Genomic DNA, 21902 nt, shown 5'->3' on the forward strand with positions numbered 1-21902 from the left:
GCGCTTTAGTTGTTTTCCGGTCTTTGTCTTTCGCATTATCCCGCTGGCTCACGGGAGGGTTTCCCCCGACGTCGACTCCCCTCAGGTATTGCGCAATGTGTTGAAGGAGGTTCCGGATTGCGTCGACAATGTAATTGTGGCACAGCCTGCTGATTTTGCCTGTTGGTGTTGCCGAAATTTTTCCTTCATTGGCCGCCTGTTCCTATAGTTAATTTGAACGAACAACAGGAGAGCGCCATGTTGACGGTCCATCACCTCAACCAATCCCGCTCGCAGCGCGTGCTGTGGGCGTTGGAAGAACTGCAATTGTCTTATCAGGTCGTCTGCTACCAGCGTGAAAAAAACATGCAGGCGCCGCCGGAGCTGAAAAAAATTCACCCGTTGGGTAAATCGCCGGTGCTTGAGGATCAGGGCGTAGTGCTGGCGGAGTCCGGCGCCATTCTGGAATATCTGCAGGAGACCTACGATAGCGCCCAGCAGCTCAGACCGCTGGGGCGGGAAGAGAAACTGCAATATCGTTTCTGGCTCCATTATGCCGAGGGATCGTTAATGCCTTTGTTGTTGATGAAGCTTATCTTCGCCAGCCTCGGCAAGCCGCCGGTGCCGCTTGGCATGCGCACGCTGGGCGGGGCGTTGGGCAAAGGGGTGCAAAAAGCGTGGCTGGACAAACAGCTGGCGACCCACGCGGCGTATATAGAACAGCATCTGGCCCGTCAGCCGTGGTTTGCCGGCAGTGCGTTGAGTATGGCGGATATCCAGATGAGCTTCCCGGTGATGGCGTTACTGGCGCGCGGCGGCATTCAAGACCTGCCGCACACCCGCCGCTGGCAGCAGCAGGTTGAGTCACGTCCGGCATGGATTAGCGCTATTGAGCGCGGCGGGCCGTTTACCCTACCTGGCGGTTAATGCGCCTGAAAGCGGATTAAAACATATAAAAATGTTAATGCTTTGCGCATTGACGATAACGTTTGCGCATCGTTTGTCTATTTCCTGAGCTTTGGCGGCGAAATTTGGCAAAATACGACAAACTTCAGTTGAAAAGGGCCGTCTAAAGACAGGATAATCGTTTGCCTTTTTACTTTGCTCGTTTTTTCCCCTGCCGATAGGGGGAGCAAAGACATTCCATACATCGCATTGTATGTGCGGAGTTAAACGTTTGCTTTTTCTCAGCCTCCCTCCTGGCGCCGGGAAACAGCACAAGGAGATGGCGTTTAACTGGCAGTGGATGGTCCATCACGCATGCAAGCGAACGATCAAAATTTTCAGGGGAAGTTTTCTATGTCTACGCCTTCAGCGCGTACCGGCGGTTCTTTAGACGCCTGGTTTAAAATTTCAGCTCGCGGCAGCTCCGTACGTCAGGAAATCGTTGCCGGATTAACCACCTTCCTGGCGATGGTGTACTCCGTCATCGTAGTGCCGGGAATGTTAGGCAAAGCCGGTTTTCCGCCGGCAGCGGTGTTCGTCTCGACCTGCCTGGTGGCGGGCGTCGGTTCATTAGTGATGGGTCTGTGGGCTAACCTGCCGCTGGCTATCGGCTGTGCGATTTCGCTGACTGCCTTTACCGCTTTCAGCCTGGTGCTGGGACAACACATCAGTATTCCGGTGGCATTAGGCGCCGTGTTCCTGATGGGGGTATTGTTCACCATTATCTCCGCCACCGGTATTCGTAGCTGGATCCTGCGCAATCTGCCGCAAGGCGTGGCGCACGGAACCGGCATCGGTATCGGCCTGTTCCTGCTGCTGATCGCCGCCAACGGCGTCGGCCTGGTAATTAAAAACCCGCTGGACGGCCTGCCGGTGGCGCTGGGCAATTTCGATAGCTTCCCGGTGATGATGTCGCTGATTGGCCTGGCGGTGATTATCGGCCTGGAAAAACTGAAAGTGCCGGGCGGTATTCTGCTGACCATTATCGGGGTCTCCATTATCGGGCTGATTTTCGATCCCAACGTCCACTTCTCCGGGATTTTCGCCATGCCGTCGCTGAGCGATGACAAAGGCAATTCGCTGATTGGCAGCCTCGATATCATCGGCGCGCTGAACCCGGTGGTGCTGCCAAGCGTGCTGGCGCTGGTTATGACCGCGGTATTCGACGCCACCGGCACCATTCGCGCGGTCGCCGGCCAGGCTAACCTGCTGGATAAAGACGGGCAGATCATCAACGGCGGCAAAGCGCTGACTACCGACTCCCTGAGCAGCGTGTTCTCCGGCGTGGTGGGCGCAGCCCCTGCGGCGGTGTATATTGAATCGGCGGCCGGTACGGCGGCGGGCGGTAAAACCGGCCTGACGGCAGTCACCGTTGGCGTGCTGTTTCTGCTTATCCTGTTCCTTTCCCCGCTCTCCTATCTGGTTCCGGCCTATGCGACCGCGCCAGCGCTGATGTACGTTGGCCTGCTGATGCTGAGCAACGTGGCGAAAATCGACTTCAATGACTTCGTGGATGCGATGGCGGGGCTGATTACCGCGGTGTTCATCGTGCTGACCTGCAACATCGTAACCGGCATCATGATCGGTTTTGCGTCGCTGGTGATTGGCCGCGTGGTATCCGGCGAGTGGCGTAAGCTCAATGCGGGCACCGTGATCATCGCGGCGGCGCTGGTCATCTTCTACGCTGGTGGGTGGGCGATTTAACTTTTCCTGCTAACGACGGGCGGCTTTGGCCGCCCGTTTAATTTTTCAGCCACATCCTGTTTCCTTTTGCGTTAATCTGAGTAGCGTATCATTTCGAGACATGACGCCTCGGATGTAAAAAAAGAAAACGCAGCAAACAGGGAACACATGGAAATATTCTTCACCATACTCATCATGACCCTCGTGGTCTCTCTCTCCGGGGTGGTTACACGCGTACTGCCCTTTCAGGTTCCATTACCGTTAATGCAAATCGCCATCGGCGCGCTGTTGGCCTGGCCGACCTTTGGTTTGCACGTCGAGTTCGACCCTGAACTCTTCCTCGTTTTGTTTATCCCGCCGCTGCTGTTTGCCGACGGCTGGAAAACGCCGACCCGCGAGTTTATCGAGCACGGGCGAGAAATCTTCGGCCTGGCGCTGGCGCTGGTGGTGGTCACCGTGGTCGGTATCGGCTTCCTGATTTACTGGATTGTGCCGGGGATCCCGCTGGTTCCGGCATTCGCCCTTGCGGCGGTGCTGTCGCCGACCGATGCCGTGGCGTTGTCCGGTATTGTCGGCGAAGGGCGGATACCGAAGAAAATCATGGGCATTCTGCAGGGCGAAGCGCTGATGAACGACGCTTCGGGCCTGGTGTCGTTAAAATTTGCCGTTGCCGTGGCAATGGGCACGATGGTGTTCACCATTGGCGGCGCCACCGTTGAGTTCCTGAAGGTGGCGATTGGCGGCATCCTGGCCGGTTTCGTGGTCAGTTGGCTGTATGGCCGCTCAATGCGTTTCCTCAGCCGCTGGGGCGGCGATGAACCGGCAACGCAAATTGTGCTGCTGTTCCTGCTGCCGTTCGCTTCCTACCTGATTGCCGAACATATCGGTTTCTCCGGGATCCTGGCGGCGGTGGCCGCAGGGATGACCATCACCCGTTCCGGGGTGATGCGTACCGCGCCGCTGGCTATGCGCCTGCGCGCCAACAGCACCTGGGCAATGCTGGAGTTCGTGTTTAACGGCATGGTGTTCCTGCTGTTGGGTCTGCAGCTACCGGATATCCTGTCGAGTTCGCTGGTGGCGGCAGAAGCCGATCCTAACGTTGAAACCTGGATGCTGTTCACCGATATCGTGCTGATTTACGCCGCGCTGATGCTGGTGCGTTTTGGTTGGCTGTGGACGATGCGTAAGCTTAGCCAGCGCTTCCTGAAGAAGAAGCCGATGGAGTTTGGCTCCTGGACCACCCGTGAGCTGCTGATCTCCTCCGTCGCCGGGGTGCGCGGGGCGATTACTCTCGCCGGTGTGCTGTCGATTCCGCTACTGCTGCCGGACGGCAACGTCTTCCCGGCGCGTTACGAGCTTATCTTCCTGGCCGCCGGGGTGATTCTTTTCTCCCTGTTCGTCGGGGTCATCGCGTTGCCGATTTTGCTGCGGCGTATTGAGTCTACCGACCACGTACAGCAGCGCAAAGAAGAGCGTCTGGCGCGCGCCGCGACGGCGGATGTGGCGATTGTCGCGATTCAGAAAATGGAAGAACGCCTGGCGGCGGATACCAAAGAGAATATCGACAACCAGCTGTTGACCGAGGTAAGTTCGCGCGTCATCGGTAACCTGCGACGCCGTGTGGATGGCCGTAACGATGTCGAAACCTCGATGCTGGAAGAGAGCCTTGAGCGCCGTTTCCGTCTGGCGGCGCTACGTTCGGAGCGCGGTGAGCTGTACCACCTGCGCGCGACGCGGCAAATCAGCAACGAGACGTTGCAGAAGCTGCTGCACGATCTCGACCTGTTAGAAGCGCTGTTAATCGAAGATCAGTAACCTTAAGTCCCGGTAAGCACGACGCTTATCGGGACTACTCGCGGTGCCGTTTTTTGTCGGGTGGCGGCTAACGCCTTACCCGACCTACAGTATATATGTAGCCCCGGTAAGCGTTAGCGCGACCGGGGAGTTACTCCAGCCAAAATGACTTACTGCACTCCAGCCATGCCTGAGCGCTGCGCGACATATATACGCCTTCCCGCCAGATCATCCCTAATTCCCAACGTAATTCGCTCTCCAGTGGGATCCAGTAAAAATCCTCGGCATCCAGCCGCTGGCAAATCGGCTCCGGCAAAATCGCTACGCCAATGCCCGCCTGCACCATTGCCGCCAGAAAATCCCACTGGCCGCTGCGCACGGCGATACGCGGCTTCACGTCATGCTCGGCAAACAGGCGCATCAGCTGCTGGCTGAGGGCAAAATCTTCGTTGTAGATAACCAACGGATGCTGTGCCAGCTTCTGCGGCGAGATCGAGGTGATATCCTGCCATTGCGCCGTCTTTGGCACGAGGACGCAGAGCGGATGGCTGAAGAGCGACAGCGTGGTCAGACCGCTGGCCTCATCGACCGGTAGCGCGGTCATCGCCAGATCGAGCTCGCCGTTGCTAACCGCCTGCTGTACCGTCAGCCCGCCGAACTCGGAAATTTTCAGCTCCACGCCGGGATAACGCAGGCGAAACCGGCTGATGGGCTCAGCCATCAACATGCCGACCATCGGCGGGATCCCCAGCCGCAGCACGCCTTTATTCAGATGGTTGATATCGCTGAGCTCGGCTTTTAACTGGCTGAATTCGCCGAGTATCGCCTGCCCGCGTTCGAAAACTACCCGGCCGGTATCGGTTAATAACAGCTTACGGCCATCACGGATAAGCAGAGTGCAGTTGAGCTCGTCTTCCAGATTTTTGAGCATCTTGCTGATGGTGGGCTGCGTGACGAAGAGCTTCTCCGCCGCGCGGGTAAAGCTTTGCTGGCGGACGACTTCGACAAAATATCGCAACGTACGTATATCCATGATTATTCCCTGAGACTATACCTGTGATGATTTTAATTCATTTCTGTCAGTAAGGGCGGCTCTCTATACTTCACGTCTGTCTTATTTTTAGGGAATTCCGCTCATGGCCTTCGCGCCAGCACGTGTTGCGCCTTTCGTGGCGCGACGTCTTCAGGTACCGGTTCAGGTACTGCTCTATGCCGGGCTGTTTGTCTGCGCTGAATATCTGGTTAATTGGCTTCATCTCCCGCTTCCGGCCAATCTTGTCGGCATGTTGATGCTGCTGATGCTTATCGTCTGCCGGGTGATACCGCTGAACTGGGTGCGCGCAGGCGCGCGCTGGCTGCTGGCGGAGATGCTGCTATTTTTCGTCCCGGCGGTGGTTGCCGTCGTTAACTATGTGCAACTGCTGATGGTGGACGGCTGGCGTATCTTCCTCGTCATCGCGCTAAGCACCACCCTGGTATTGGGCGCCACGGCGTGGGTAGTGGATAAGGTTTATCGCTACGAAGTGAGCAGGTTGAAAGATGAGTGATTTTACCCTGAGCGTGTTGTGTCTGGCGGTCACCCTCGTGCTCTATTTTGCCAATAAGCGTCTCTATCGCCGCTTTCACAAACTGCCGTTGATGCCGCTGGTGCTGACGCCGGTATTGTTGGTGCTGATCCTCGTCTTTGGTCATATTTCCTACCAGAGCTATATGGGCGAGTCGCACTGGCTATTGTGGCTATTGGGGCCAGCCACCATCGCTTTCGCCGTACCGGTCTATGACAACATGGCGATTATCAAGCGTCACTGGATGTCGTTGACTGCCGGGGTGGTGACGGCTTCGCTGGTGGCGGTAACCACTTCCGTCTGGCTGGCGCGTCTGTTTACTCTTTCAGATGAGATCCAGCGAAGCCTGGCGGTGCGCTCGGTGACCACGCCGTTTGCTCTGGCGGCAGCGAAACCGCTCGGCGGTCAACCCGACTTAGTGGCGCTGTTTGTGGTGGTTACCGGAGTCTTTGGCATGGCGATTGGCGACGTGCTGTTCTTACGCTTGTCGATAAGCGCCGGCATGGCGAAAGGAGCCGGCTTTGGCGCGGCGTCCCACGGCGCCGGGACCGCTCGTTCTTACGAGCTCGGGCAGCAGGAGGGCGTGGTCGCCAGCCTGGTAATGATGCTTTCCGGCGTAGTGATGGTACTGGCGGCGCCTTTGGTGCGCTGGGCGATATTTTGAACTTCAGCAGTTTTACCCCGAAGTACAGCGGGTAAGGCTGCTGATATTAGAATGAGTTAAGAAACTACGTATATATAAGATGTTTGGCGTAATTAATATTTAAAGTGTTTAGGCTTTATTCCGAATCCATCAGGATACATTAATTTTCTTTCTGGTTGAGTGTGTATCTAATTTGTTGATGTTTATGATTTTATGCTTTGTGATGCCTGATGATAAATTTCTGCTAATAAGTGATATTAGCTCTTCTTATTGAAAAGATATTTTCTGCAGGATATTCTTTTTACGTGGGCTATTATTATTGAATGGATTCAATGAGTGACCACGTGGTGAAATATACCCTAAATAATTCGAGTTGCAGGAAGGCGGCGACGCAGGGAATCCCCAGGAGCTTACTCCAGTAAGTGACTGGGTTGAGCGAGGAAAGCCAACGCACATGCAACTTGAAGTATGACGGGTATAAATTGATCTTATCATTATTTGCATGACGCATTTGTAATGCGAATATTGAATTCCATTCTCTAATATACCTGCATGAAGCAATTGACGGATTGATTGTCATTTTACAATGGATATGGGAATTCATATGAAAATCAGTAAAAAATATTTATTCAGCGCGCTGGCGATTTCCGCCTCCTGTATGTTGTCTACTATTACGCAAGCGGCGCCGAATACCATTACCTTCACCGGTACCGTTTCTGATACAACCTGCACCGCAACCATTGACGGCGGCGTAACTGCGATTGCCATGGGGACCGCGTCGGTTGCAGATTTAAAAGCCTATACCTACGGCGCGGCGAAAAACTTTTCCTTTAAGCTGGCTGATTGCCCAACCACTGAAGAGGGAGGGAGCACTATCGCTCGCGTAACATTTGGTGGTGAAGCAGACAGCGCTAATAGCGATTATTTTAAAAACCAGGCAGGCTCGGAAGCGGCATCAGGCGTTGCCGTTGCTATCTTCGACAATGCGGGAAATTTACTCAAAAATAACGTTGAGGGCGCCGATGTTGATATCTCCTCTGGTGAGGCGACCATCCCTTTTACGGTAAAAATGGCTAAATCAGGAAGCGCTGACCCAACTAAAGGCGCAGTACAAACCACTGTGACTTATAACGTGACTTACTATTAATATTATTCATGGAGCAAGGGGAATCTATCCTGATTCCCCTGGAATAAAATCAGATGAGATATTTTCTGTTATTTTTCGGGTTATTATCTATCACCAGCGCGCAAGCGAGCGTAGTGGTTGGCGCAACTCGCGTGATATTTGACGGTGCAAAAAATAATGCCGAAGTAGCTGTAGAGAATAAAGATAATAGCTCTGATATTGTTCAGTCGTGGGTCTCATTGGTGGATGCCACATCTCCGGCGAAAGACTCATTTATCATTACCCCTCCGCTTTTTCGCTTAAAAGCGGGAGAAAAAGGTTTCGTGCGAATAGTGCGTTCCGGTAAGCCTCTGGCCGCCGACCGTGAATCCATGTTTTGGCTTAACATTAAAGGTATTCCGGCAATGAATAATATGCCAGATACTAATATGGTTCAGTTTGCTATCAATTCAAAGATAAAACTTATCTATCGTCCCGCTGAGCTTAAAAAAAGTTCGCCAGAAATGTATGCCGGGAAGTTACAATGGCAGCGCTTGGGAAGCTTTATTAGTGTAAAGAACAACTCACCACTTTATATGAACTTCTCGCAGATTGGCATTAACGGTAGGAATATTTCTGGCGGATGGTTTGCCGCCCCGTTTACGACGTTAAAAATACCAGCTGAAAGTAATTTATCCTCGACAGGGAAACAATCGATCACATGGAGCGTGATTAATGATTATGGTATGTCAGGAAAGAAATACACTGCGATCGTACAATAGTTCGAAGTTAATATACTGCCGTATTATTTTAATCCTGTCCGCTGCCGCGTTGAGCGTTAGCGTACAGGCGAGTGAATATTTTAATCCCCATCTCCTTGAGGTTACGGAAAGCCAATCAACTGCTGTCGATTTATCCTATTTTTCTCAGGAAGCGGTGCCGCCGGGCCGCTATAGCCTGGATGTTTATATAAATGATAAATTTGTTTCTTCTGAATCTATTGATTTTAAAAAACATTCCGGCGATGCCGCGATGGCGGTTCAACCTTGCATTCGGCTTGAGCTTCTTAAAACGTGGTTAATTAATACCGAGAGTTACCCGCAGCTTGCTGCCGCGGGAACGGAATGCGCTCGCCTGTCTGCCATTCCGGGGCTGGAGTACACCGTCGAACTCGCCCAGCAGCGGATTAATTTTTCGATTCCACAGGTCGCGTTACCGAATCGGCCAAGAGACTATGTGCCGGAAAATCAGTGGCAGCAAGGCATCAATGCCGGTGTACTTAATTACAGCCTATCCGGCCAGCGTAGCATTCCGCGTCATGGCGGCGCCGCGACGGAGAGTCAGTTTGTCAGCCTGCAGCCAGGTATTAATTGGGGAGCGTGGCGTATACGCAACTACAGCACGCTTAACCATAGCGATGATGGCAGCCGGTGGGAATCGGTTTATAGCTATCTTGCGCGAGATATTCATCGGCTGAAAAGCCAGTTGGTGATGGGCAATACCTATACCGCCTCGGATATTTACGACAGTTTGAACTTCACTGGTCTACAGCTAAGTTCGGACAAAGAAATGCTACCAGATAGCCTGCATGGTTTTGCGCCGACGATTAAGGGAATTGCGCGGACAACGGCCGAAGTTTCTGTTTATCAAAACGGCTATAGTATTTATAAAACGACGGTTGCCCCCGGCGCCTTTGAGATAAAAGATCTGTACTCTACCGGTAGCGCTGGCGATTTGTACGTCAATATTAAAGAGTCAGATGGCAGTCAGCAAAGTTTCGTCGTTCCTTACGCATCATTGGCGATTTTGCAGCGCGAAGGGCAGTTGGATTACACGTTTAGCAGCGGTAAGACCCGCTCGGCCAATTCAGGTGGTAAAGAATATAATTTTGTCCAGTCAACTTTGGCTTACGGGCTTTCCAGCAACGCCACGCTCTATACCGGGTTTCAGCAAGCTGAAGATCGGTATACGAATATACTCGTAGGTACCGGATTCAATCTCGGTGTTGTTGGCGCTCTTTCTCTGGATGCTTCCGGCTCTTTGGCTGAGATGAAAAATAACGATAACTCGCTCTTTGCAACTAAAGAGAAAGGGCAATCCTATCGCCTGCGTTTTAATAAAAGTTTTATGCAATCGGGGACCAGTTTTTCCGTCGCGGGTTATCGCTATTCCACTTCAGGATATTATTCTTTTGCCGACTTTATCGATGAGACTACCGCTGATAGTGACCGCACTTCATTAACCGGTCGCAAAAAAGGTCGTTTTGATGCGTCAATTTCGCAAACGCTATCTGGCTACGGCTCACTGTCGCTTTCACTGGTCAATGAAACGTATTGGGATAACTCAAGAATGGCCTCTTTAGGCGTTGGTTATAGCGGTACTATCGGCAAAGTGTCTTACTTTGTTAATTACTCATACAACCGTAATGTCCAAAGTACAGACGATAGCGGGGAGAACAATCCAGACAGCGACACTATCGTGTCACTCACGCTGAGTGTGCCGCTCGGCGAAACGATGTCAGCCAATTACAGTATGAGCGCGGGCCGTAAAAGCGATACCACGCACAGTGTCGGTCTTAACGGGATGATGCTTGCCGATCGTTCGCTGAACTGGAACGTTCAGCAAGGCTATGACGCCAGTGATAAAAGTATCTCCGGAAATATTGGCGTGGGTTATCAGGGATCAAGGGGCGAAGTGACCGCCGGATATGGTTACGATCGCTATAGCAACCACTACAACTATACGCTGCGTGGCGGCATGGTTGCTCATTCAGGTGGCCTTACGTTTTCTCGTTTTCTGGGGGAAAGCTCGGCGCTGGTTGAAACGCCAGGCGTCAGCGATGTGACGGTGCGCGGTCAAACGAACGTCAGCACCGATTCGGCGGGTTACGCTATTGTGCCTTATATCCGCCCTTATCATAGCAACAACTTGTCATTAGATGAGCAGCAGGTCACTGGCGCCGAAGTGGATAACGTGGTGAGAACCGTGGTGCCGACGCGCAACGCCATCGTGAAAGTAAAATACGATACCTATATTGGCTATAAGGCAATGATTACCTTAAAAACGAAGTCTGGAATTGTTCCATTTGGCGCCATCGTGTCTCTGGATAATAATAATGGACGAGCCAATGATATCCGCAGCAATATTGTTGGTGATGGCGGGCAGGTATATGTAACGGGTCTCCAGAAAAAAGGTGCGCTGCTTGTGAAATGGGGCAGCGGTAGCAATGAGCAGTGTCGGGCAGTTTATGACTTTAGCGGCCAGGTTTCGGACCAGGATATCATTTTCTATCAGGCTGTTTGTTATTAACTTATCACGCTGAGAGTAATAAATGAGTAAAGTTAAAAAAATAACTTCGATATTAACTTGCGCCCTTGTTTTATTGCCCGGCAGCTTTTTTATCGCGCCTTGCGCGCTGGCATATGATGAGTCGAGTACGCTTAATATTAACGTCACGGGAAGTATCGAGGAGCCCTCCTGCGAGGTGGCGGTTAAACCGTCAACCACCATCGACTTAGGCACGGTGTCCTATCAAACTCTGACGGGGAAAGCAGGATCCCATGGGCAAAGTACGCCGGTTAAATTAGAGTTTACTAACTGTGCTGCGGGTTTAACGTCGGTTACGCTGTCATTCAGTGGTTCATCTTATGATGATACTTATCCTTCAATCTACAAAAGTAATCAAACAGGCAGTAATGGCGCCAGCGGCGTCGGAATGCAATTGCTTAGTCAAACCGACCAACAAACCTTAGGCCCCAGCGAACGCTATCTCTATACCTTTGATAACACTGATACGCATACTTTTAATATGCTTGCTCGAATGTATTCACCCTATGGAAAAATAAGCGCTGGCGTAGTGGGTTTTACGGTCACGTTTGATGTGGCCTATAAATGATATTTATACAGGGAAGAGTATGAAAAAATACATTTTGCTGTTACTGGTTATTGTCTTTCCTGTTTATGGTTGGGCCTGTGATGGGATTAACTATGGCAGCGTCTCTATGACCAATTTGCCGGAGAAAATCCTCGTCAATGCCGGTAGCTATTCGGCTGGTACTATTTTATATGACTCCGGCAAAATTACGCGCGCGCAGACAACGTTATTAAATTGTGAAGGTGAAACCTACGCGCTTTTTAAGTGGGCATCAGACAATGCGGGTACGCTAATTGGCGATAATATCTATACCACCTCGGTTTCAGGCGTTGGTATTCGTGTGAAAGTCTGGCTAAATATCACTGGTGAGTACGGTGGCGATACCAATGATTTTAGCAGTGATTATCAAACGCATTATATTGGCGATGCGAACTATTATCTGGGCAAGCCTACGGGATTTGGTGATAGCTTCGCGACAACCAATTACTCGCCCGCGTATCAACTACAGTTGGTCGCCACCGGCGGGCCTATCGCCAGCAATAGTACTTTAACGTTTGGCGATCCGATTTCCAGGGTATCGGTTCAGGATAATGCCAATACGACTAGTATTTCTCCTTTGCATATCAGCGGCACCACCACGATTCAACTGATCCCGATGGGCTGCGTGACCAACAGCTCAGGGCTCAACTTCGCGATGGGGACGGTCAGCGCCTCGGCGTTTAATACCGCGACGAAAGTGGGCGCCGCCCAGCAGTGGGTCACGCTCTCCTGCGAACCCGGGACCAACGTATCGATGCGCGTGACGGCGGCACAAGCGGGCGGTGATAACCCTGATAACACGGTGATGGCGCTGACTACAGATAGCAATGTCGCCACCGGCGTTGGCGTCCAGCTCAATCTGAATGACGAGGCGCTACCGTTGAATACGGATATCAGCTTGTATTCTTCAAGCCGCACCACGGTGACCAATAGCGATGCGGATGCCGGTTATACCGTCTTTACCAACCCTGATAGCCCCGGCGGCGCCGCCGCTTTGCAGACGCTATCGTTTTCCGCCAATTATTACAAAACAGGAGCGACGGTGACGGCGGGCTCGGCAAATGCGGCCGGGGTGATAACTTTTACCTATAACTAAACCTCAGCCTCCTCCCCAGCGTGAGGAAGAGGCTAATACGCTTAGTGCGCCTGACCGCGTTCGATACCGATACCGGTTTGCGAACGGATGAACTGAGCGCGGAACTGCTCGCGCTCGCGCATCCCTTCGGCGGAGTTATCGGTAATCGAGAACAGCCAGATGCCGATGAACGCGATGGCGATGGAGAACAGCGCCGGGTATTCATACGGGAAGACGGCTTTCTCGTGTCCGAGGATCTGCACCCATATGGTCGGGCCGAGGATCATTAGAATCACCGCGGTCAGCAGGCCGAGCCAGCCGCCAATCATCGCGCCGCGGGTGGTCAGTTTCGACCAGTACATCGACAGCAGGATAATCGGGAAGTTACAGCTGGCGGCGATAGAGAACGCCAGGCCAACCATGAAGGCGATATTCTGGTTTTCGAACAAAATCCCCAGCAGAATCGCCACCACGCCAAGGATCAGCACGGTGATTTTCGATACTTTCAGCTCCTGACGTTCGGTCGCGCCTTTACGGAACACGTTAGCGTAAAGATCGTGAGAGACCGCCGATGCCCCCGCCAGCGTCAGTCCGGCGACTACCGCCAGAATTGTGGCGAACGCCACCGCCGAGATAAAGCCGAGGAACAGGTTACCGCCGACGGCATCCGCCAGATGTACTGCCGCCATGTTGTTGCCGCCGATAAGCTGTCCGGCCGCGTCTTTAAACGCCGGATTCGCCCCCACTAGCATGATCGCGCCAAAGCCGATGATAAAGGTCAGGATATAGAAGTAACCCATGAAACCGGTGGCGTAGAACACGCTCTTACGCGCTTCTTTGGCGTCGCTGACGGTGAAGAAACGCATCAGAATATGCGGCAGGCCCGCGGTACCGAACATCAAGCCGAGACCGAGCGACAGCGCCGATATCGGGTCTTTCACCAGCCCGCCGGGGCTCATGATCGCCGCCCCTTTCGGGTGGACCGCCATCGCTTCAGTGAACAGATTATTGAAACTGAACCCGACGTGCTTCATCACCATAAAGGCCATAAAGCTGGCGCCGAACAGCAGCAGGACCGCTTTGATAATCTGCACCCAAGTGGTGGCAAGCATGCCCCCGAACAGCACGTACAACACCATCAGCACGCCGACCAGCACCACCGCAACGTGGTAGTTGAGGCCGAACAGCAGCTGGATGAGCTTACCGGCGCCAACCATCTGCGCGATCAGATACAGCGCCACCACCACCAGCGAACCGCAGGCGGAGAGGGTGCGGATCGGCCCCTGCTTCAGGCGATAAGACGCCACGTCGGCAAAGGTATAACGGCCGAGGTTACGCAGGCGTTCGGCGATCAGGAACAGAATAATCGGCCAGCCGACAAGGAAGCCGAGCGAGTAGATCAGACCGTCGTAGCCGGAAGTGTAAACCAACGCGGAAATGCCGAGGAACGAGGCCGCGGACATAAAGTCGCCGGCAATCGCCAGACCGTTCTGGAAACCGGTGATATTGCCGCCTGCGGTGTAGTAATCGCTACGCGAACGTACGCGTTTTGACGCCCAGTAAGTGATATACAGCGTCAAGGCGACGAAAATCACGAACATGATAATCGCCTGCCAGTTGGTCGGCTGACGCTGCACCGCGCCGGTAATGGCATCGGCGGCGTTGGCGGCGAAAGGGAGCGTGGCGGCAAGCGCCGTCAGGACTTTTTTCATGATGCTTGCACCTCGCTAATCACGCTTTTGGTCAACTTGTCGTATTCGCCGTTTGCCCGCCAGACGTAAATCCCGGTCAGAACGAAGGAGATGATAATGACGCCGATGCCAATAGGGATGCCGCGGGTGACGCTGGTGCCTTCATGCAGCGGCGTTCCCAGCCAGCCTGGCGCGAAGGCGATAAGCAAAATAAAACCTACGTAAATGACCAGCATAATGACTGACAAAATGGCGGCAAACCGTTGCCGTGATGCTACTAACTCCCTGAAATGCGCACTATTTTCTATCCGCTGACAAATTTGTTCATTCATCTTAGCGTCTCCAGAGGTAACCCTTATGTCATCCATCGGCTATCCGTCGGCAACAGTGACCCGCCCGACGTTATTACGTCGAGTAGCCGCTGGTTTACCGCTTTCCTGCTGAACAGAATCCTTGGGGGGAGTTTATGTTTTTAACCTCTCCCTCCTAAGAGGGAGAGGGGGGTAGGTATCGTGTTAAGAAGGCATCGCAATGGCCTGCTTCTCTTCGAGCAGTTTGTCCACTACGCCCGGATCGGCCAGCGTCGAGGTATCCCCGAGATTACTGGTATCGCCAGCGGCAATCTTACGCAGAATACGGCGCATGATTTTGCCGGAGCGGGTTTTCGGCAACGAGTCGGTCCAGTGCAGGACATCCGGCGTCGCCAGTGGGCCAATCTCTTTGCGCACCCAGTTACGTACTTCGGCATACAGTTCCGGCGTCGGCTCTTCACCGTGATTCAGCGTCACGTAAGCGTAGATGGCCTGGCCTTTGATGTTATGCGGAATGCCGACCACCGCCGCTTCGGCGATTTTCGGATGCGAAACCAGCGCGGATTCAATTTCCGCGGTGCCCAGACGGTGGCCGGAGACGTTCAGTACGTCATCGACGCGACCGGTTATCCAGTAGTAACCATCTTCGTCGCGACGGGCGCCGTCGCCGCTAAAGTACATATTTTTAAAGGTCGAGAAGTAGGTCTGCTCGAAGCGTTCATGATCGCCAAACAGGGTACGCGCCTGGCCAGGCCAGGAGTCGGCGATAGCCAGGTTGCCCTCGGTCGCGCCTTCCAGCGGCGTCCCTTCGTTGTCCACCAGCACCGGCTGGACGCCGAAGAATGGACGCGTGGCGGAACCGGCTTTCAGCTCGGTGGCGCCCGGCAGCGGGGTAATCATGAAGCCGCCGGTTTCGGTCTGCCACCAGGTGTCCATCACCGGGCACTTCTCGTTGCCGATCTTCTTCCAGTACCACTCCCAGGCTTCCGGGTTAATCGGCTCGCCGACCGAGCCGAGAATGCGCAGTGAGGAACGATCGGTACCTTCGATAGCTTTGTCGCCTTCCGCCATCAGCGCGCGGATCGCCGTCGGCGCGGTGTACAGAATATTGACCTGATGTTTGTCCACCACCTGGCACATGCGCGCCGGGGTCGGCCAGTTTGGCACGCCTTCAAACATCAGCGTGGTGGCGCCGCAGGCCAGTGGGCCGTACAGCAGGTAGCTGTGACCGGTGACCCAGCCCACATCGGCGGTGCACCAGTAGATATCGCCCGGATGATAATCAAAGACGTATTTGAAGGTGGTCGCCGCATACACCAGATAGCCGCCGGTGGTGTGCAGTACGCCTTTCGGCTTGCCCGTTGAACCGGAGGTATAGAGGATAAAGAGCGGGTCTTCGGCGTTCATTTCCACCGCTTCATGCTGGTCATCCGCTTTTTCAATCAGATCGCTCCACCACAGATCGCGACCTTCCTGCCAGTCGATTTTGCCGCCGGTGCGTTTGAGTACCACCACGTGCTCGATGCTGGTGACGTGCGGGTTTTTCAGCGCATCGTCGACGTTTTTCTTCAGCGGGATGGCGCGACCGGCGCGTAACCCTTCGTCAGAGGTGATCACCAGGCGAGCGCTGGAGTCGATAATACGACCGGCAACCGCTTCCGGCGAAAAGCCGCCGAAGATAACCGAATGGATGGCGCCGATGCGCGCGCAGGCCAGCATGGCGACGGCGGCTTCCGGCACCATCGGCATATAGATAGCAACGACATCGCCTTTTTTAATGCCCAGATCGAGCAATACGTTGGCAAAACGGCAAACATCGCGATGGAGCTGACGATAAGTGATGTTTTTGCTCTGGCTGGCATCGTCGCCTTCCCAGATGATCGCGGTCTGGTCGCCGCGCTCGTGCAGATGACGGTCGAGACAGTTGGCCGCGAGGTTCAGGGTGCCATCTTCATACCATTTAATGGAGATGTTTCCCGGGGCGAAAGAGGTATTTTTCACCTGCGTGTAGGGCTTAATCCAGTCGAGGATTTTGCCTTGCTCACCCCAGAAGGCATCTGGGTTGCTGATGGATTGTTGGTAGTTCACCTGGTACTGTTGCGGATTCATCAGGCAATGTTCCGCAATCTCTGCGGGAATAGGGTGTTTATGTATTTGGCTCATGGCTTTTTTTCTCCTTTAACTTGTTAAATATATGTCAAATAACCGTTAAGAATAGGGGCTTTATGAGCTTTGTTTACTATTTGGGGGGCAGATCACGCATTGATTAAACTGAATGAAATTCAATCAAATGAAACTTTGAAGTGAAATAATTCATTTACTGTATTTATAGAAACTGAATGTGTTAAATATTTTTTATAACAAATACTTATGCAATGTAATGCGCTGAAATGGGCGGATTTATGCAGAAAACCAGAGGAAAGCGCTGTTCTTAAAGGCTTGCGCAGCATGCCGTGCAAATGATACTGATATTGCGCGTTAAATAACCCCATAAAGCAACGCAACACAATTCATACCCCTTTCAGTGGGTGCCATTACCTCCCGGAATGGTGCCTTTCATTGAGGAAGTCAGTAGTGATGAAAAAAACAAAAGTCAGCCTGGCCTGGCAGATTTTGCTAGCCCTGGTGCTTGGCATACTTCTGGGCAGCTACCTGCATTACCACGCCGAAAGCCGTGATTGGTTAATCTCAAACCTCCTGACCCCGGCGGGCGATATCTTTATCCACCTGATTAAAATGATTGTCGTCCCGATTGTCATCTCGACGCTGGTGGTGGGCATTGCGGGTGTAGGCGACGCCAAGCAACTGGGCCGCATCGGCGCCAAGACCATTATCTATTTTGAAGTGATCACCACGGTGGCGATTGTGCTGGGGATCACCCTGGCGAACGTCTTCCAGCCGGGCAGCGGCATTGATATGTCGCAGCTGGCGGCGGTCGATATCTCGAAATATCAGAACACCACCGCAGAGGTGCAGAGCCACGCTCACGGCCTGATGGGGACTATCCTGTCGCTGGTGCCGACTAATATCGTCGCCTCGATGGCGAAAGGCGATATGCTGCCGATTATCTTCTTCTCGGTGCTGTTCGGTCTGGGGCTTTCTTCCCTGCCGTCTACTCACCGCGAACCGCTGGTGACCGTGTTCCGCTCCATCTCCGAAACCATGTTTAAAGTGACGCACATGGTGATGCGCTATGCGCCGGTCGGGGTCTTTGCCCTGATCTCGGTGACCGTCGCCACCTTCGGCTTCGCTTCGCTGTGGCCGCTGGCTAAGCTGGTTATCCTGGTTTACTTCGCGATTCTGTTCTTCGCGCTGGTGGTGCTGGGTATCGTGGCGCGGGTATGTGGGCTGAGCATCTGGATCCTGATTCGCATCCTCAAAGATGAGCTGATTCTGGCTTATTCCACGGCGAGCTCCGAGAGCGTGCTGCCGCGTATCATTGAGAAAATGGAAGCCTACGGCGCGCCGGCCTCAATCACCAGCTTCGTGGTGCCGACCGGCTACTCCTTTAACCTCGATGGTTCGACGCTATATCAGAGCATCGCGGCGATCTTCATCGCCCAGCTGTATGGTATCGACCTCTCCCTGTGGCAGGAAATCACTCTCGTGCTGACGTTGATGGTGACTTCAAAAGGCATCGCGGGCGTACCGGGCGTCTCCTTCGTGGTGCTGCTGGCGACCCTGGGTAGCGTGGGGATCCCGCTGGAAGGGCTGGCGTTTATTGCCGGCGTCGACCGTATCCTCGATATGGCGCGTACCGCGCTGAACGTGGTCGGCAACGCGCTGGCGGTGCTGGTTATCGCTAAGTGGGAACATAAGTTTGATCGCAAGAAAGCGCTGGCGTATGAACGCGAAGTGCTGGGCAAGTTTGATAAAACCGCCCAATAAGACGTCAGAGCCCGGCCATTCGCGCCGGGCTTTTTTTAGCCTTTGGTTATCCTGTCGAACTCTTCACATCCGGTATCAAACCCCTCCTGACAGCTGACGTTAAGCCAATGCAGCGCTTTTTGCGGGTTTGGTTCGATAAAACCTTTCTCTCCCTGCTGGAACATCATCCCAGCCCAGTATTCGGCATAGCCGGTGCGCGAAAGCGCCGAGCTGCCTTTGAAGTACTGCGCGGCCTTGAGGTCATCTTCCGGCGGCAGCACGCCGCTGGCGTAGATAAGCCCCAGCAGCATCTGCGCATCGACGGCAGAGTCGCTCTCTTCATCTTTGGCCGCATCCTGCAGCAGCCTAATGGCGTGCGCATAATCGGTGGGGCCAGCCTGCTGATTGACCAGCACGCGGGCGAGGATAATCTCGCCGGCCTTGCTGCCGGCCTGCACGGATTTTTCCGCTAGCTGTCGGGCCTGCTGATAGTCGGCCTGCTGCGGGTTACGGATTTTAAGCTGAGCCAGCAGCGCCAGCGCGTCGCCATCGCCCTGCGCCGCCGCTTTCTGCGCCCAGTATTCAGCCTGTTGATAGTTGCCGGAGCTAACCCAGGTATCCGCCAGATAAAACTGCGCGCGCGGGTCGCCAGCTTCGGCCTGCTGTTGGTATTGGCTGCCCGGATCTGCAGCGTCTGCGGCGAAGCTTGTCAGCGCCAGCAGTAAATAGAGGTATTTCATTTTTTTATTATCAGTAAGGAAGACCCCCGCAGTATAAAGGGAGGCGGAAAAGAAGAAAATGGCGGGAATTAGCGGGGTGAATACCCGGATAGCGGCGCATAGCGCCTTATCCGGGCTACGGTTCGGTATTCGGTCGGTAGCCCCGGTAAGCGTAAGCGCCACCGGGGGAGGGTTCCCGGATATCGGGTATGGCCGCCGAACCTTAACCCATCGCGCTTTCGCGCAGCCGGGCTTTCAGCTTGTTGTACTCGTCGATCACGTACTGCTCCGCCGCGCGCTGATCGGCAATCCGCTCAACGTTAACCGCGCAGTACTTGTACTCCGGCGTTTTGGTTATCGGGCTCAGGTTCTCCGACACCAGCTCGTTACAGGCGCCGATCCACCACTGGTAGGTCATGTACACCGCGCCTTTATTCGGCCGATCGCTGACCTGCGCGCGGGTGATGATGCGCCCCTTACGCGAATTGACCCACACCAGCGCTTCATCCTCGATGCCTAACCGTTCGGCGTCGGCGGTGTTGATTTGCGCATAGCCCGGTTCATCCGCCAGCGCCGCCAGCGCCGCACAGTTGCCGGTCATCGAACGGCAGGAGTAGTGACCGACTTCGCGTACCGTTGAGAGCACCATCGGGTACTCGTCGGTGAGCTTATCGATCGGCGCGACCCAGTCGCAGGTGAAGAACTGCGCCAGCCCGTTCGGGGTATCGAACTTCTCTTTAAACAGATACGACGTCCCCTGGTCGGCGTCGGACTCGTCGCGGCATGGCCACATGACATAGCCAAGCTCGCCCATTTTTTCATAGGTAGCGCCGTAGAAGTCCGGGCACAGATGCCGCAACTCATCCCAGATCTCCTGGGTGTTGTTGTAGTGCATCGGATAGCCCATCCGGGTGGCGATTTCGCTGATAATCTGCCAGTCGGTTTTCAGGTCCCACTTCGGCTCCACCGCTTTAAAGAAGCGCTGGAAGCCGCGGTCCGCTGCGGTATACACGCCTTCGTGCTCGCCCCACGAGGTGGACGGCAGGATGACGTCGGCCGCGGCGGCGGTTTTGGTCATGAAAATATCCTGGACGATAACCAGTTCCAGCTGTTCAAACGCCTTGCGCACCGCGGAAAGCTCGGCATCGGTCTGCAGCGGATCCTCGCCCATAATGTACGCCGCGCGGACTTCACCGTGTTCGGCGCGGTGCGGCAGCTCGCTGATGCGATAGCCGGTATGTTCCGGCAGGCTGTCGACGCCCCAGGCTCTGGCGAACTTCTCGCGGTTTTCCGGGAACTTAACGTACTGGTAGCCCGGATAGGTATCCGGTAGCGCGCCCATATCGCAGGCGCCCTGGACGTTGTTCTGCCCGCGTACCGGGTTGACGCCGACGCTCGGCTTGCCGAGGTTGCCGGTGAGGATCGCGAGGCTGGTCAGCGAGCGCACGGTCTCCACGCCCTGGTAGAACTGGGTGACGCCCATGCCCCACAGGATGGCGGCGGATTTGGCGCTGGCGTACATCCGGGCGCAGGCGCGGATCTCCTGAGCGCTGACGCCGGTTATCTCTTCCACCGACTCCGGCGTGTAGCCTTCGACGATTTTGCGATACTCCTCGAAGCCTTCGGAACGGCTGGCGACGAAGGATTTATCGTACAGATCCTCTTCAATAATGACGTGGCCAATGGCGTTGAGCAGCGCGATATTCGAGCCGTTCTTCAGCGCGATGTGCATGTCGGCGATGCGCGCGGTTTCAATTTTGCGCGGGTCGCAGACGATGATTTTCGCCCCGTTGCGTTTGGCGTTAATGACGTGATTCGCCACGATAGGGTGGGAATCCGCCGGGTTGTAACCGAAGATAAACACCAAATCGGTGTTATCAATCTCCGTGATGGCATTACTCATGGCGCCGTTACCGACCGACTGGTGCAGACCTGCAACCGAAGGGCCGTGTCAGACGCGAGCGCAGCAGTCGACGTTATTGGTACCAATAACGGCGCGCGCGAATTTTTGCATCACGTAGTTGGTTTCATTACCGGTCCCGCGAGAGGAGCCGGTGGTCTGGATCGCGTCCGGGCCATATTTTTCTTTAATGGCGCCAAGGCGGGTGGCGACATAATCGAGCGCCTCATCCCAGGAGACGGCTTCCAGTTTGCCGCCACGTTGGCGACGGATCATGGGGGTTTTGAGACGCGGGGTCAGGATCTGGGTATCGTTAATGAAGTCCCAGCCATAATAGCCTTTCAGACACAGGGTTCCCTGATTGGTTTTCCCCTGCGCCGCCTCAGCCCGGACGATTTTGCCGTTATCGACCACCAGGTTGATTTTGCAACCTGATGCGCAATACGGGCAAACCGTGACGACTTTTTTCATCGGTTTTGCTCCAGTTAATCAATTAGCGCTGACGCGCAATCGACCGTCACTATGCATCTTCTATGCCATGTTTTCATTGTGGGTATTGACGGATAGTACGCGGCTTTTTTGGGCGAAATGCTGACGAAAAACAGGTCATCGTCAGTTTTGACGTGACGAAAAACCCGGAGATGTGACGCCGATTATAAAAACGGCAGCGAAAAATGGATTTGTCGTCGCCTGCTTGCACAATCGACCAGAC

At 54.2% G+C, this 21902-nt stretch carries 17 protein-coding genes; 11 read left to right on the forward strand and 6 right to left on the reverse strand.

Going from position 1 to position 21902, the window contains the following annotated elements; all coding sequences use genetic code 11:
- Nucleotides 1-237: 237 nt before the first annotated feature.
- The 3 genes from PGR10_RS21625 (at nucleotide 238) to PGR10_RS21635 (ending at nucleotide 4422) form a co-directional block, all read left to right on the forward strand.
- A complete protein-coding gene (locus PGR10_RS21625; RefSeq protein WP_430924084.1) occupies nucleotides 238-906 on the forward strand; it encodes a glutathione S-transferase family protein in 669 nt (222 codons plus the stop codon).
- A 372-nt stretch (nucleotides 907-1278) separates the two neighbouring features.
- Nucleotides 1279-2628 carry an NCS2 family permease gene (locus PGR10_RS21630; protein ID WP_015368730.1) on the forward strand — a complete coding sequence of 450 codons (1350 nt, stop codon included), beginning with the start codon at nucleotides 1279-1281 and terminating at the stop codon, nucleotides 2626-2628.
- Between the two features lie 147 nt (nucleotides 2629-2775).
- Nucleotides 2776-4422 (forward strand): Na+/H+ antiporter, encoded by a 1647-nt coding sequence (locus PGR10_RS21635; protein WP_015368729.1) that lies wholly within the window; start codon nucleotides 2776-2778, stop codon nucleotides 4420-4422.
- Between the two features lie 130 nt (nucleotides 4423-4552).
- Here PGR10_RS21635 and PGR10_RS21640 read toward each other — a convergent pair whose 3' ends face one another.
- Entirely contained in the window at nucleotides 4553-5434 is an 882-nt protein-coding gene (locus tag PGR10_RS21640) for a LysR family transcriptional regulator (RefSeq protein ID WP_087858825.1), read from the reverse strand.
- Nucleotides 5435-5537: 103 nt separating this feature from the next.
- On the opposite strand from PGR10_RS21640, the gene PGR10_RS21645 reads away from it, so the two are divergent.
- From PGR10_RS21645 to PGR10_RS21675, 7 genes are all read left to right on the forward strand, one after another.
- Nucleotides 5538-5948 (forward strand): CidA/LrgA family protein, encoded by a 411-nt coding sequence (locus tag PGR10_RS21645; RefSeq protein ID WP_430924085.1) that lies wholly within the window; start codon nucleotides 5538-5540, stop codon nucleotides 5946-5948.
- Nucleotides 5941-6630, forward strand: a complete 690-nt coding sequence (locus PGR10_RS21650) for an LrgB family protein (protein WP_087858823.1) — start codon at nucleotides 5941-5943, stop codon at nucleotides 6628-6630. The genes PGR10_RS21645 and PGR10_RS21650 overlap by 8 nt, the downstream gene beginning before the upstream one ends.
- A 565-nt stretch (nucleotides 6631-7195) precedes the next feature.
- Nucleotides 7196-7756 carry a fimbrial protein gene (locus PGR10_RS21655; RefSeq protein WP_162750243.1) on the forward strand — a complete coding sequence of 187 codons (561 nt, stop codon included), beginning with the start codon at nucleotides 7196-7198 and terminating at the stop codon, nucleotides 7754-7756.
- Between the two features lie 53 nt (nucleotides 7757-7809).
- Nucleotides 7810-8496 (forward strand): fimbrial assembly chaperone, encoded by a 687-nt coding sequence (locus PGR10_RS21660; protein WP_430924086.1) that lies wholly within the window; start codon nucleotides 7810-7812, stop codon nucleotides 8494-8496.
- Nucleotides 8450-11023, forward strand: coding sequence for a fimbria/pilus outer membrane usher protein (locus PGR10_RS21665; protein WP_430924087.1), 2574 nt, complete (start codon nucleotides 8450-8452; stop codon nucleotides 11021-11023). Before PGR10_RS21660 ends, PGR10_RS21665 begins: the two co-directional genes overlap by 47 nt.
- A 22-nt stretch (nucleotides 11024-11045) precedes the next feature.
- The gene (locus PGR10_RS21670; RefSeq protein ID WP_087858820.1) at nucleotides 11046-11609 is read left to right on the forward strand and encodes a fimbrial protein; all 564 of its coding nucleotides are present in this window, start codon (nucleotides 11046-11048) and stop codon (nucleotides 11607-11609) included.
- Between the two features lie 19 nt (nucleotides 11610-11628).
- Entirely contained in the window at nucleotides 11629-12723 is a 1095-nt protein-coding gene (locus PGR10_RS21675; RefSeq protein WP_430924089.1) for a type 1 fimbrial protein, read from the forward strand.
- A gap of 41 nt (nucleotides 12724-12764) precedes the next feature.
- On the opposite strand, the gene actP is transcribed toward PGR10_RS21675, so the two are convergent.
- The 3 genes from actP to acs form a co-directional block, all read right to left on the reverse strand.
- Entirely contained in the window at nucleotides 12765-14414 is a 1650-nt protein-coding gene (actP, locus tag PGR10_RS21680) for a cation/acetate symporter ActP (protein ID WP_045398148.1), read from the reverse strand.
- On the reverse strand, nucleotides 14411-14725 hold the full coding sequence (locus PGR10_RS21685; protein WP_045398145.1) for a DUF485 domain-containing protein: 315 nt from the start codon (nucleotides 14723-14725) through the stop codon (nucleotides 14411-14413). Before PGR10_RS21685 ends, actP begins: the two co-directional genes overlap by 4 nt.
- Before the next feature lie 183 nt (nucleotides 14726-14908).
- Nucleotides 14909-16867: an acetate--CoA ligase gene (acs, locus tag PGR10_RS21690; RefSeq protein ID WP_032709622.1), complete on the reverse strand. Its 1959-nt coding sequence runs from the start codon at nucleotides 16865-16867 to the stop codon at nucleotides 14909-14911.
- A gap of 414 nt (nucleotides 16868-17281) precedes the next feature.
- Between acs and gltP the strand changes: the two genes are divergently transcribed.
- Nucleotides 17282-18592 (forward strand): glutamate/aspartate:proton symporter GltP, encoded by a 1311-nt coding sequence (gene gltP, locus PGR10_RS21695; protein WP_045398139.1) that lies wholly within the window; start codon nucleotides 17282-17284, stop codon nucleotides 18590-18592.
- 35 nt (nucleotides 18593-18627) lie between these two features.
- On the opposite strand, the gene PGR10_RS21700 is transcribed toward gltP, so the two are convergent.
- A complete protein-coding gene (locus PGR10_RS21700) occupies nucleotides 18628-19311 on the reverse strand; it encodes a tetratricopeptide repeat protein (RefSeq protein ID WP_087858852.1) in 684 nt (227 codons plus the stop codon).
- A 202-nt stretch (nucleotides 19312-19513) separates the two neighbouring features.
- The gene (gene fdhF, locus PGR10_RS21705) at nucleotides 19514-21661 is read right to left on the reverse strand and encodes a formate dehydrogenase subunit alpha (protein WP_077598920.1); all 2148 of its coding nucleotides are present in this window, start codon (nucleotides 21659-21661) and stop codon (nucleotides 19514-19516) included.
- Nucleotides 21662-21902: the final 241 nt, after the last annotated feature.

This window comes from Klebsiella sp. 141198, assembly GCF_050600785.1.
In the GTDB taxonomy this organism is placed as follows: domain Bacteria; phylum Pseudomonadota; class Gammaproteobacteria; order Enterobacterales; family Enterobacteriaceae; genus Klebsiella; species Klebsiella aerogenes.